The sequence below is a fragment of the uncultured Pontibacter sp. genome (assembly GCF_947492645.1).
In the GTDB taxonomy this organism is placed as follows: Bacteria; Bacteroidota; Bacteroidia; order Cytophagales; family Hymenobacteraceae; genus Pontibacter.
Genome location: NZ_CANLMZ010000006.1, coordinates 210429 through 223435 on the forward strand (window position 1 = coordinate 210429; position 13007 = coordinate 223435).

17 protein-coding genes are annotated in these 13007 nt (G+C 38.7%); all 17 read right to left on the minus strand.

Features of this window, described 5'->3' with window-relative positions; genetic code table 11:
- Window positions 1-74: 74 nt before the first annotated feature.
- Window positions 75-827, minus strand: a complete 753-nt coding sequence (locus tag Q1A23_RS07440) for an HNH endonuclease (RefSeq protein ID WP_299821600.1) — start codon at window positions 825-827, stop codon at window positions 75-77.
- A gap of 158 nt (window positions 828-985) precedes the next feature.
- Window positions 986-2179, minus strand: coding sequence for a crosslink repair DNA glycosylase YcaQ family protein (locus tag Q1A23_RS07445; RefSeq protein WP_299821602.1), 1194 nt, complete (start codon window positions 2177-2179; stop codon window positions 986-988).
- Window positions 2180-2195: 16 nt separating this feature from the next.
- On the minus strand, window positions 2196-2633 hold the full coding sequence (locus Q1A23_RS07450) for an effector binding domain-containing protein (RefSeq protein ID WP_299821604.1): 438 nt from the start codon (window positions 2631-2633) through the stop codon (window positions 2196-2198).
- 104 nt (window positions 2634-2737) lie between these two features.
- Complete coding sequence (locus Q1A23_RS07455; protein WP_299821606.1) at window positions 2738-3340, minus strand: hypothetical protein; 603 nt, start codon at window positions 3338-3340, stop codon at window positions 2738-2740.
- Between the two features lie 65 nt (window positions 3341-3405).
- Window positions 3406-4014 carry a hypothetical protein gene (locus Q1A23_RS07460; protein ID WP_299821608.1) on the minus strand — a complete coding sequence of 203 codons (609 nt, stop codon included), beginning with the start codon at window positions 4012-4014 and terminating at the stop codon, window positions 3406-3408.
- Between the two features lie 580 nt (window positions 4015-4594).
- Entirely contained in the window at window positions 4595-5275 is a 681-nt protein-coding gene (locus tag Q1A23_RS07465) for a hypothetical protein (protein ID WP_299821610.1), read from the minus strand.
- 107 nt (window positions 5276-5382) lie between these two features.
- On the minus strand, window positions 5383-5745 hold the full coding sequence (locus Q1A23_RS07470) for a hypothetical protein (protein ID WP_299821612.1): 363 nt from the start codon (window positions 5743-5745) through the stop codon (window positions 5383-5385).
- 116 nt (window positions 5746-5861) lie between these two features.
- A complete protein-coding gene (locus Q1A23_RS07475; RefSeq protein WP_299821614.1) occupies window positions 5862-6362 on the minus strand; it encodes an SMI1/KNR4 family protein in 501 nt (166 codons plus the stop codon).
- Window positions 6363-6406: 44 nt separating this feature from the next.
- Window positions 6407-6952: a hypothetical protein gene (locus Q1A23_RS07480; RefSeq protein WP_299821616.1), complete on the minus strand. Its 546-nt coding sequence runs from the start codon at window positions 6950-6952 to the stop codon at window positions 6407-6409.
- A gap of 116 nt (window positions 6953-7068) precedes the next feature.
- Entirely contained in the window at window positions 7069-7440 is a 372-nt protein-coding gene (locus Q1A23_RS07485) for a hypothetical protein (RefSeq protein ID WP_299821618.1), read from the minus strand.
- 89 nt (window positions 7441-7529) lie between these two features.
- The gene (locus tag Q1A23_RS07490; protein ID WP_299821619.1) at window positions 7530-8081 is read right to left on the minus strand and encodes a hypothetical protein; all 552 of its coding nucleotides are present in this window, start codon (window positions 8079-8081) and stop codon (window positions 7530-7532) included.
- 97 nt (window positions 8082-8178) lie between these two features.
- Window positions 8179-8631: a hypothetical protein gene (locus Q1A23_RS07495; protein WP_299821621.1), complete on the minus strand. Its 453-nt coding sequence runs from the start codon at window positions 8629-8631 to the stop codon at window positions 8179-8181.
- A gap of 105 nt (window positions 8632-8736) precedes the next feature.
- A complete protein-coding gene (locus Q1A23_RS07500) occupies window positions 8737-9081 on the minus strand; it encodes a hypothetical protein (protein WP_299821623.1) in 345 nt (114 codons plus the stop codon).
- Between the two features lie 88 nt (window positions 9082-9169).
- Window positions 9170-9700, minus strand: coding sequence for a PsbP-related protein (locus Q1A23_RS07505; protein ID WP_299821625.1), 531 nt, complete (start codon window positions 9698-9700; stop codon window positions 9170-9172).
- Window positions 9701-9783: 83 nt separating this feature from the next.
- Window positions 9784-10809, minus strand: coding sequence for a hypothetical protein (locus Q1A23_RS07510; RefSeq protein WP_299821627.1), 1026 nt, complete (start codon window positions 10807-10809; stop codon window positions 9784-9786).
- A 99-nt stretch (window positions 10810-10908) separates the two neighbouring features.
- Complete coding sequence (locus Q1A23_RS07515) at window positions 10909-11322, minus strand: hypothetical protein (RefSeq protein WP_299821629.1); 414 nt, start codon at window positions 11320-11322, stop codon at window positions 10909-10911.
- 163 nt (window positions 11323-11485) lie between these two features.
- Entirely contained in the window at window positions 11486-12940 is a 1455-nt protein-coding gene (locus tag Q1A23_RS07520; protein ID WP_299821631.1) for a tyrosine-type recombinase/integrase, read from the minus strand.
- Window positions 12941-13007 lie beyond the last annotated feature (67 nt).

Below are 13007 nucleotides of genomic sequence, written 5' to 3' on the forward strand. Positions count from 1 at the left end.
AAAAGTGCGGTCTTTGCCTGACCGCTAACGGTTAGTATAAAAAACGTGCGAGGCCGTCGGCCGTAGCATGATTTTTATACAATGTTAGTGGTAGGTGTTTTTTCTTTTACTTGCTCTTCAATTATAGACCTAAGTTCTTTAATCGTATAAGGCGGGTCTTTACGATGGAGCATTGAATGACAATTAGGGCAAACAGGTATCAAATCCTCAATTGGGTCAATTTCATACCTTTCCCCGACTTGAGCAATTGGTGTCAAATGGTGAACATGTATAAATTCTTTACCAATTTCGCCATAAGTTCTCCTGAAGTCAAAGGTGCAAACCGCGCATTTGTGTCCCCAATGGCTTTTACATTGTTCTTTGGCTTTTGTGTTTCTTTCGTAGGCGTTTACGGTAATAGTCCGTTTAAGTCCCTCAAAGAAAATTTCAGCTGTGTTAGTAGGAAGTTCCTCTGGCAACAGCTCATCGCCAGTAAGTGCAGTACTCTCTAATGCTTCTCTAAGATTTGGCTTTAAAATCCAATAGAATTTTGTACCAGATGGCTCCCCAAGGAAAAACAAATCCCAATATTTAAACTGTTGTTGGTTTCTTGCCGTGAATCCTATATCATATACTTTAGCTATCCTTTTTGCAAAAAATCCAACTTCTGAATTTAGAGGACTTTGAGGACTCTTTTTATATCCTAAGATTTTTCCAATCTCACTTGCAAAAGCTTTATGATTCGGAAATCCGTAAAGTGTCTGTAGGATTTTTAAATCAATTTCTTTTGTTAATTCAGAGTTCTGTAAAATTTCTGTCCATTGAAGAACAGATAGTTCTGTAGCCATATTTTATACTTTCACTTACCACTAACGTATCGCATATGGCACGGCCAGCAGATTTTAAGTAGTTAAGTATCCCCCGAAACTGAAGATAGATAAAGCTCTGAAGTATCGGCTTCTACTGAACCTGCTGGTCTGCTATATGCATTGTTGTGCGTTCGGCTTTATTTTTCATCATTCTTTAATGCTCTTTTTAATGTGTCTGCTAATTTAGGCGGACTTACTTTTGTCAATTTTATAAATTCACAGCCGTTAAAAGTCGCAAACCTTCTTATTGTTTCTACAAAAGGTTTTTTCCACAATTTAGTATCTAAATTCTGATTTTCAATGTGCAGATGTAACATCTCAAATTGTTTTTCTTTTCGATGTGCTTTGCAGTCCACTCTCCCTATAAATGTATCGCCAAATAAGATTGGTAAACAGAAATAACCGTATTGCCTTTTTTCTTTTGGTGTATAGCACTCAATTTTATAATCAAAGTCAAAAAGCTGTTTTACCCGGCTTCGATGAATAATTGAATTGTCAAACGGTGATAGCAGCCGAATGGTTGGACTCACTTTGTTTAACGATTTTTCAAGTAATTCATTTAGCACAAAAACTGAAGGCAAATTCTCAATAATTATTTGTTGTATTGTACCATTTTGAAGCATTGAGTTTAATACTTCATCAACATTTTTTTTTATTAATTTCCCTGTTTTAAGGTGTATAATTTGCTTTACTGTTGTAAATCCGTAGGCTTGTAAATAGGTATTTACTAAATATTCTGCAAATTCAAGGTCAGTTGGAATAGTAGTATTAACATTTAGGGGTAATACTCTTTCGCTAATATCATACGTTTTTTGCATACCGTTACGACCGCAAACCATCAAATCTCCTTGCAGAAAAAGCCTTTCAAGTGCTACTTTTGTAGGTTTCCAACTCCACCAACTTCCCGCTTTTTTAGTTTCATTCTCAAAATCTCTTGCTTTTTTTGGGCCTTCAGCACGAATGGTGTCTAAAACATACTGCATAACTTTTGGGTCTGCATTGAAATAGTGAGTTTCACTTTGTTTTACACCTAACATTTGAGGCAAAACAAAACGAAAGTCTTTCATCGGAAGATAAGAAGCTGCGTGAAACCAATATTCAAAAATTTTTCGCTCTTCTACCAATTCATATAAATATTGTGTTTGATATTCTGGAATTCTTGTCCAAAGCGTGTGGTGGTGTGCTCGTTCAATGACCGACAAAGTATCTATCTGCAAATATCCAAGGTGTTCCAACGCATTTAACACCGCTTTTTTCCCTTTTCCGAATGGCAATGTTTGAAGTAACCCCTGACTTTCTAATGTAATGCGTTGTAATTGTTGTAATGTCAATTTTCTCTATGTTTGTTTATTCAGAAATTGAAATATAGGTTTCTATTTCTGCATTATCTCCGTCAAAATATTTTTTCCCGTGAACAGTTACATCAGCTCGATAAGCTCTTTTTAGTTGAGTATCCTGCCATATTTCCGTCCACGTTTTCAATATCGCTTCTGGCATTTTTCCTTTTGAAATGTATTTTTCCGCTTTACCAACGGAAATTTCTCGTCCCACAAAACCATCAGGAATATTGTCCAATGTTGTCACGGGAAAGCCAATGATTAAGGTATATTTTCCTGTATGATCACTTTCGTAGTCTGTATAAACAGCGTAAAATTCGTCACTTACTTTGTTTGGTATTTTGTCAGCGATATTGTCTCCCCAAAACCTGCCCCAAAGCGTTTCAATGTCAATCATTGATTCGTTTGTCGTTTCAGTTGAGATGCCTATAATTTTGAAATCGTTCATATTCTTTCTTTTGTTTAATTTATGCAGAATGTTCGTTTAAGCTGACGCACAACGTACTTGGCTTTGCCGTGGCGTAGCTACGGTAAAGGTGTGGTTGTAACCTGTTATTCTTTATTTTGTAGGTATTCTTCAGTTTCAAAAGACTCAAAGGCTTCTTGTCTCAGTTTGGCTGTTAGAGTAGCACACACTTCTTTGCTTCCAACTACACCAAACTCTTTCTGATAATCATGATTGGTTACCAGAATGTAGTCGGATTGATGAAGGAGCTTTATTGTTTTACTATTCAAGCCAGCCAAAGTATCATCAAAGTCAACCCATCGGTTTGGGAATTGCTCTTCCATCCACTTAATAAAATCACTCTCTTTTATTTCTTCTCTGCTGAAGAGATAGAAATAGCTTCCGTATTGGTAGGGATAGAAAAAGCCATCTTTAGGGTAAATTAGTAGCTCCTGCTCTATTTTCTTGCTAAGACCAAACCAAGTCTTTCTTTCTTTTTTGAATAACTTAAACCTGACACCCAACTCACTCAGCTCATCAAAAGACATCACATATTGATAGTCTTGAAGGATAAACTGATAAATGGAGTATCCTTCAAGCTTGAGAAGTTCATAGACTAATGTTTCTTCAATTTCTGAATCGAAGTCAATACGAGTTTTGACTTCTTCTCCGACAGGATGAAACAAGGCTATGTAATGCTTCTTTTTCAATAATTAATTTTAATATGTTACAACGGTCTGGGCTTTGCGGTGGCGTAGCTGCCGTATAGATGTGGTTATAACCTTTTATTCTTAGAAATAACGTAGGCAAACTGAAGGCCTGCCGCAGGATAAAGCTGGCTATTTTTAAAATCAAAGTCTGCGGCATAACCTAAACCTATGTGAAGATTGTAAAGAAACTTCTGTCCAAGAGGCCTTTGCATACCCCAATGTACTTCATTTAGAAGTGTTCTATTCAGTGGATTGTTTATCTGGCTCCACTCGTCGCTTTCAAAAACTCTGCCTGTGGTATACTTGGTCTGAAAGGCTACGTAATTACCTGCGTTGTTAAGTAAAGACTTTGACTTAATACTTCTTTTGTTTCGGTTATAGGTGTGCTTGAACTCAGACCTAAAATAAGCGACAGGTTCGTTCAGGATGAAAGTGCTTTTGAATCCATTGGCATAGCTGTTTTTATCAATGGAGTATCCACCACCAAAACCAGCACTTAGGTTTACTGACCACTTATTGCTAAACGGCACTTCATAGCCTACTCCAATACCTTGGAGTCCGACCTCAAGTTTTGTCATACTTACCAATTCTGTTGATTGAACTGGCTCGTTCGACTGTGCAAGCGCACCAAAACTAAACATTGATAAGGCTAAAAGTAAAAAGTTTGATTTCATTTTTATATTTAAAATTGGTTATAACGGTTAGTACATAAAGTGTGCAAGGCGTAGCCGCAGCTTGGCTTATGTGCATGGTTAGGCTATGTATTTCTTTGTTTAGCTTTAGCTTCTACATAAATGTTCCCAAGATAAAGATTGGTACCCAAGGAAGTATTAGACAAATAAGTACCAAAAAACCTTTTACAACCCTACTAAGTCTTGTTTCATCTTTCCATCTATCATCGAATTCGTCGTATTTACTTTTGTATTTTATATAATTAAAGATGATAATTATTAATAATAGTACTACTAAAATACCTCCTATTACTTTGGAATAAGGTGCTGTTTCATGCCTATCCCACATTATTCTTGTTGGTATGAGCACAAGATCACCAACGATTAGTAACTGTATCATACTAACACCCAAGACAGCTCTTATTGCATCTTTCCCGTCGCCTTTGAGGAAGAACTTGGCGAGTCTATAATAAATATAGTCGAAATTAAGCGCCATGGAACTCTTAAAATTGTTTATTCACAGTTTACTGTTACCTGACTTTTTTTAGTTTATATGTAGCCTAACGGCTTTGCTATGGTGCGTTTATGCACTATAGGTCTTGTTGGCAGTCGTACTTTTAATTATTTCACTTATTACTCTGAATCCTTTCAGCTTTTCTAGTTCAATGCTTCTATCCAACATCAAATACTGAGATTCCTTATAGTCATGATAAAGAGAAACAGAGAATTTGGCACCACTTTCTGTTTCACCAATCAGATTGTTCAAAGAATTTTTATCTTGATACACAACATATCCCGTGCTCTTGCCGCTAACAAAGCCAGCGTTACCAATACCTTCGTTGTCAAGCCATTGAAGTAGATAATGAAATAGGTAAAATTCAGTCCGCTTAGGCAATTGGACTACTAGTGCGTAGTCAGATTTGATGTATGTTATGTTGGGTAATGCTGCTGCTTCCAATGATGCGACCCCATTGGCGATGGACTGCTTCACTTTCTCTTCATTTGTACTAAATGTTAAAATGTATTTGTCAGCACTTTGGAAGTATACCTTTTTCTTTCTCTTGGCATTGTACTCAATATCATTATCTCTTTCATTCCAAGCCTTCATTTCTTCACTTGACCGCCATTTGAATAGGACTTTCAATACATCCAAGGGAAACTCGAAAAGAAAATATTTAGGGCTTCTAGCTATCACATAAATCAGCAACAAGAACAATCCAAGGAATAATGTGCTGAATATGATTTCTAAAGTTCGTATTTCCATTTGTTATTGTATACCTGCCAACGGACTTGTGTAAACGACGGCGAGGCCGTCGGCCGCTGCTGACGTTTACACGTGGTTGGCAGAAGCTTTTTTTAAGTTTTACTTTATTATTCTATCAAAATAGACTCGTCAAACCAAATGTCCTCATAACCATTGTCGTCGATTTGAAATCTCCACCCTGCTGGTAATCCTAAATATTTGAGGATGATTTCTCTCCTTTCTATTAAGTGTTCGGGATGAATTGGTTTGAAGAAGTTATCATCTTCTTGAGGAATTTCTCCGCCACTCCACAAATACCAACCGTCAATTGATTTTTGTTTTAAATGACGAAGTCCGTTTATTGGCTGCATTTCGGTAAATATGGATTCATTGATTGCTACCATTAGTTTTCTGTCCAATGGCGCCCAATCCACATTCAGCGTTCTACAGACTTCTTTCTGTTCTTCTTCTATCTTAATCCAATCTTTCATTTTTAAAGTTACTGCCAACGGCTCGTACAGGCTAAGGCAAGGCGTTAGTTGAAGCTTAAGCCTGTGCTTTGTTAGCGGAGAGCACTTTTTATACTTTTAATTCGGCTTCTGGAATTCTATCTTTTTTCAGAACCGTAATCTTCCAAAGTCCACTCAATCATAACTTCTTCTACCCAACCTAAGAAGTTTTCATTGCACGTCTCTACTTCTTCCTTTTTAGAGTAGGTATAGTCATGCTGCCAGAAAACCACAGGGCAGAGACTATTTTTTATTCTGGATAGGTCAAAGCAATAATGATTTCCCCTGCCGTCAGGAGAGAAAGGCAGGAACTCTTTAGGCATTGGGTTTCCAACTCCATTATGTTCAAAAAGGTATACTTTATCAAGAGACTCTTCTTTGAATTCTGTACCTATTCCGAGCACTTCTGTTCCTGCTAAAGAAAAGTAGTTATGTTTGGTTAATATGTAGCTGAAGTCAAAGGGTAACTGAAAGCCAATCTGATTCTCAAACTCCCTTAATCTATTGTCCGTGATAGGCTCTCCTAAGTCCAGCAAGTCATCGGAGAACTGGTGAAGATTCTCCAACACTTTATCACATTGTAGCTCTACTTCTTTCATGATTGAGTGTTACCGCTAACGGACTTTGCTAAACGATGGCGTAGCTAACGTTTAGGTTTGGTTATGGCTTGTCGTTCTTTTCTCATCTTCTTATCAACCCGAACTGCTAAAATACTTAATGGTAAAAATATCAGTACCAGTTCGAATATGCCTTTACCAAAACCAGTCAAGCCTTTTTCTAAAGATAAATAAACCTGTTCATTTACAATCAGAGAAAAACTTCTGATACGCTTATCGGGGTTATTTAAATCTACTTTATCATCCCCTGCTATATGAAGTTTTACTCTGTCGCCAACGTTTGATGTAGAGTAAAAGGCTCTGCCGTCATAAGAAGAATAGCTTACCTGAAACTTGCTTGGATATTCTTTAAGATGAATATGATAGGTAGAGTCCGATTCTGTTTTATTGATTCTATTGGAATAAACCAACTGCTTGGAAATATGCATTAGAGTCCCTTCAACTTCAACAACATCGTTTTGGCTTTGAACAGATGGTCTGTCAAAGAACAAGTAGATTCCACCGATTATAACACATAAAAGGAAGAAGTTAAAGTTGTTGCTTGTGGCATGCTTAAATACTTTCTTCAACATTTCATCTATCTCTATTTGCCATAACGTACTAAGCTAAACGACAGGCGAGGCCGTCGGCTGAAGGCTGACGTTTAGGTGTTGTTGTGTGACGTTTTTCTTCTTTTTAGGTAACATACTTATATTTTTATAATCCCTTGAACAATGACATTATAGGCAGAGTTACTGAACTCAACTACACCGCAATAGGTCATATAAGTTGCTGAACACTTTGAGCAAATTATTTTGTCAAACACTGGTAATCCGCCGTCATGCGATTTCTGCGATAGTCCGATGGAGTAATATTGCTTTAAGTTCTGCTGTTCTATCTCACTGATTCTATCGGTTTTACCTTTCCAACTGTAATCAATTTGTTTTTGGAAGTCAATTCTTAGGGCATTACCGCAATTATGACAATTAAAAGTTAAAAAGTCAGAGTTACCGTCCTTTCCGGTTGAATAATCCGATTGGCTATTATAATTGGGCGCTTTTATTACTTCTTTTAATTCCATTATTTTTAAATGACACACAACGGATTAGTACAGGCTGCGAATGAGGCAAAGCCGAGTATGGAGCCTGTGCCGTGTTGAGCGATGCCATTTTATACTTCTTCAGTTTCAATAGTAATCTGAGTTGCACCAGCTCGTTCAAGATTATTTATTAAATCGTAAAATGCTTCAACTGGTGATGTTCCAAAGTCAACGATAAAACTAAACTGACCGTCCTTTTCTTCAGGTAATGAACAACTGTGAATGGCGCTGGATATGCCATTAAATTCTTCTTCAGTTTTGAGCCATTGCCTTACCCAGTCTTTCAATAACTCCAGCTCAAATTCATTGCAGGCTATTTCACAGCTATTCCAGCAAAACGGCTTGATGTGTATTAATGCATTGTCTGTTCTTATTTCGACTGGCTTATAGCTCGAGTTGGATTCAAGTCTCAATTCATTAATTGAATCTTCTCCGTTCTGGCTTTTGTAAATAAAATCTACACGGACTAAATTAAATGGCTCACCTATAGTTTCATCATTAATCTCAAGAAGTAGCTCACTTGCATAAGTTTCCTTTCCCTGTCTGAGTTTCTCGACTCCATCACTAAAGAAATCTGAATAGCGCTTCTGTTCTATAGTTACTACTTCTTTTAAGTCTTTCATTTATTACTTACTGGTTACGCTCAACGTGCTTGTATAAAAGGCGAACGAGGCGTAGCCGAAGTGTGCCTTATATGCCTTGTTGGCAGCTGCCATTTTCTTATTCTTTAATTGCGTATTCCTGCTTTAGTTCTTGAAATTTCAGTCTAAGTTCTTTTACTACTCTGTCAGGGTCGGTACTTATTATATGCCGAAATATCTTTGAACTGGTTAAAGCAAAACATGCTTTACTTCCGTCCTGAAACTTGATGCAGTATTTCAAGGGCATTATTGCTTGCTCTACTGTCTTATATTCAGCTATTGGCTTCGCCTTAACGCTAAACAGCTTCTTTACTATGATGGTATTTCCTTCTAAGTATAAGTCAGCGTAGGTGTAGGCATGTCTCACCACAAGTATACTTGGAACCAAGAAAGCCAACAGAAAAATCACTCCTTCAAAGCTGAAGTTTTTAGTGATGATGTAAAGTAAAAACAAACATAATGGAACAAAGAAAAGTAGCACCAAAGCATGTCCTACAACAGCAAAGCCCCCGCTAATCTTTTCTCTTTTCATTTCTTTCTATACTTACTGGTTACTGCCAACGTACTGGTGTAGACGAAGTGCAAGGCTTTCAGCCGAAGCATTGAGTATACACGTGGTTGCCCAAAGTATTTTTATTTATTCTCCACAAAACACTTTTGTTACCCTTAAAGTAATTGGGTCAAAGTATAGTCGCATATTATCAGAGCCTGCTATAACCATGTCATACTCTAAAGTATATTCTGCTCCTTCTTTGCCTTGACTAACCAATATTTCTCCTGATTTTTCATCTTGTGTCCAATATTGATATTCTAAATCTCCGATTATCTGACGAGCTTCATTCAATGTCATTCCGACTTTTACTTTTTCACAGTTACTCCAATACACCCGAGTTCTTTTCTCTGAATAGTATAAGCTAACTATTTTTGAAACTACACTCACAACCCCAATGAAAGCTAAGATATAAAGCAGTTTCTTATTCATTTCATTAATTTATATTATGGGCAACGGTATTCGTGCATGATGTGGGTGAGGCGTAGCCGAAGCCTAAATTATGCACCGTGTTAGCAGTCTATTGTTCTACTTTTAAAGATTTCGCACTTGCTTCACCTATAGATTTAAACCTATCGAAATTTCTCTTCTCAATACTCAAACTAAGCAGGTAAATTTTATCACCAATAGTATAGGTGTAGTTTATTAGCCTTAATTCATCTCCAGTTACTTGGTCCATGATTGTTTTAAGAGCTGTGTAGTTGCCAACTTTCACTTGCTCAGAAGAAACCAATTCCATATTTGGCTGTTGTTTTATATCTCTTTTAGCGGATTCTTCTAAATCCTGCAAGCTTTGATTCATATAATTGACAGATTCTCTAAGTACAAGCATGTCAGGAAACCGGTCATCTGGACCATCTTTAGGAGTTACGAAGGCTACAACTTCACCAGAATTTAACTCCCATTTTATCCAATCTTTAGGGTGACTGATAGATATTGAACCTGATGAGTTTTGCCAAACTTCTATGTTGTCTTTTTTCTGTGTTTGACATTTCACAAAAAGTGGTGTCGCAAGCAGAGCCACAAGAAGTACTATCTTTTCAAATTTCATTTATTAATTATCTATTGCTGCTAACGGGCTAGGCTTTACGGTGGCGCAGCTACCGTAAAGGCATTGTTAGCGTTTAGGGCTTTTTAAAGTTCTATCTCAAACATATTGTTGATGATATTCTCGACAGCAGCTTTTGTCCTAGGCACTCTATCATTTTGCAGGTAATCTTGGAGCCTTTTAGCAACTGTCTCTGGTTTTGGGTTATCTACTAACTTCGGTTGAAGATTTCGCAACCATAACGACTGATTCAACCTCTCACCAGTTGTCGTACAAAATATTAAAGCGTCAAGCGCCACTAAACTTAAAGGTCGCCCTATTGCCAACCATTTGTTTGCTCTGTCCCAACTGAACTGTGAACTTGCTGCAAGTTGCCCCCAAGCAGAAGATACATTTTTGATTCGGCTGCTGACTCCCTCAATCCAGTCAAGGGTCTTGTCACTTTGAAAGTATAGAAGTGCGGAAACATTTTCAGAAAGAAATCTATCGTCTCCATTTTCTAACTCTCTCGATATTATTTCAAACGCTTTGTCGAACTCAATACACTTTGCGATAGGTTCAGCAAATAGATGGAGTTCATTTTCTTGTCGGTTTGCCCATTCTTCTTTTATCCATTCTTCTGCTGCACGACCAACTACTCTTCCTGCAACTATATAAGCCTTGTAATTAATCACTCGGTTGTATCTTACCCTTTCTTGTAAACTTGCCAGCACTTCATGCTTGTCAAACTGTTTAAGCTGACTTATCACATAGTCTTCAGTAAAATGCTGTACGAATGAAAAATCAATTAATCTGTTTAAGTCATTCTTGATTCGTTCAAAGTCTGGAAATGTAAATTTGTCAGCGTCTATTACTTCAATGTGCGGTTGGGTCGCCTCTCCTGTTTGATAATCATAAAAGTCATCGTGCAAATAGTGGCTATGTCCATGAGTAGCAACTATATTAAACAATTCCAATGGTCGCAAGGCGAAATTTATCAGACGATTATAACAATCAGCACATACTCGGTAAGGATTGTAAACAGGATAGGTGTCCCATATACTGCCTCCTAAATCTTCATTTGGAAACACTTCTACTTCAACTTCTCTAAGTATACAAGCTTCACATTTCATTTTCCTATTTCTTATTGTAGCCTTACCGCTAACGGACTTTGCTAAACGATGGCGCAGCTAACGTTTAGGTGTGGTTAGCAGCTGTTGTTCTTAATTTCTCTATTTGTTTTCTATTCCTAACTTATAGTCTCCTGTCTCAAGGTACTGCTTCCAAAACTTCATATTAGAGAGCGTAAGAGGAAAGTTTATCTCTGGGCTGTCCCAATCATAGATTACGGTTTCTATCATTTGACCTTCTTCTGTGTTAGTATCCCAGACGAAGTATTCAGAGAAGACCAATGCAAGGGCAATTGAATTGATGTCTTCAAGTGTTAAGTTTCCATTTAAAACTTCATTGCAAAGTCTTAGTAGATGCACCTTTCTCACCTGAAATGTTGAACCGTCCTTAATCTGTTCTACATGCACAGATGTGGTGTCGTAGGTAGCCTTTCTTTGAGTGTTTTTGACGTTCCCAGCTAACGATTCAACTGAAATCCTGTTTTCGAAGTAGTCCCTTAATACTGATTCTTTCATACTTTAAAACTCCTGCTAACTATAGTATATACGACAACATACGCTTATCTGCACTATGTGCGTAATAGCCACACATCGTTTCTGCTGCCTTTTGTTGGCTGAATCTGGTATAAGTGGATGATGTGTGCATTGGAGTATATGTTTTAGCTAATGTAACAGTTTGCTAGAGATTATCCAACGGACTGACAATTTTATCCAAGGCATGGGTCGTGATATGGGTATAGATCTCGGTGGTTTTGCTGCTTCTGTGGCCCAGCAGCACCTGAATATACCTTAGATCCGTTCCCTGCTCGAGCAGGTGCGTGGCAAAGGAATGCCTGAGCGTATGGGGCGTGGCAGGTGCTTTCACGCCCGCCTTCTCCTTGCTGGCACGGAACACGTTACGGATGCTCTCCACCGTGTACTGCCCGCCTGTCTGTCCCTCAAACAGCCAGACCCTGGGTTTATATTGCCTGTAGTAAGCCCTAAGGCTCTCGAGCAGCTTCTGGGAGAGCAGCGTGGTGCGGTCTTTCTTACCCTTGCCGCCCCGTACTAGCAACAAGTTCCGCTCCGACTGCACATCCGTGAGTTTCAAGTTGATCACCTCCCCAATTCTTAGCCCGCCCGCATACAAAAGCTGCAGCATGCAGCGGTGCTTCAAGTTTTCAGTCACGGACAGTATCCTCAGCACATCCTGCTTGCTAAGCACTTGCGGCAGCCGCTCTGGCTTCTCAGGCCGCTCCACTTGGTTTAACTGCACCTCATGCCGCAGCAGCACCCGCTGGTAGTAGAACTTTACAGCATTGATGCTCTGGTTGACAAAAGACACCGAATAGGTGCCTGCCTGCACCATCTGGCGATGATAAGTATTGATTTCTTCTTCTGAGAAAGCATGAATGCTTTCCAGTCCCTTGTCCTTGTGTGCGTTCAGAAAACGAAGCAGCAAAGCATGGTACGAGCGGATGGTGCTCAGGCTATAGTTTAGCAGAAACAACTTTTCAGTATAAGTCAGCGGGCAGGCGATATAGCCATCACCTTTCAGGTAGCTTTGCTCCCAAAGCCTTGCCTGCAAAGCCATATCCTTTACCTGCATGGTTTGTGCCAGCCACAGCTGGGCTACAGCTTCTATGTCGGTTAAGAGTGTATGTAAACTACTGCTTTCGGTACTGATCACAAAGCACTGCATTTCTGCAAGCCACAGAGCCACCTTGCTTTGCCTCAGGCAAGCATAGATATCTTTATTGTAGGGGTAACTGAGTTGTACATATTGCTTTCCCTGATGCTCCAATGGCTGCAAACGGATTACTGGCTTTACTGGCACTTTTTTTAGTGGTTCTGCCTGTTGCCTGTCCCCTTGCAAAATGATCGTGCCGTGGGAAGGCCGCAGGCGTTTGGGCTTATACAAATAACGGCTATCTACCTTGGCAAACCCCTGAAAATGCTGGTGCGTCATCTCTATAGCCTGATTTGTATGATGCATCACAAAACACTTGTAGGTTTTGCTGAACTTAAGCCAGGAAGCTTCCTTTAAGCGCTTACTGATGAAAGGGTTGGTCTTAAACCACAAACGGATAAAATTTTTGCCCGCATGCTCTAGCGGATTCAGGTAAATAACGGGTAAAACGGACAAATAAGACATAAACACAGCACATGTAAGAAGGCTTAAAGGTAAAACCTTCTCTTGCCCTAGCCGTGTTATTACTCGA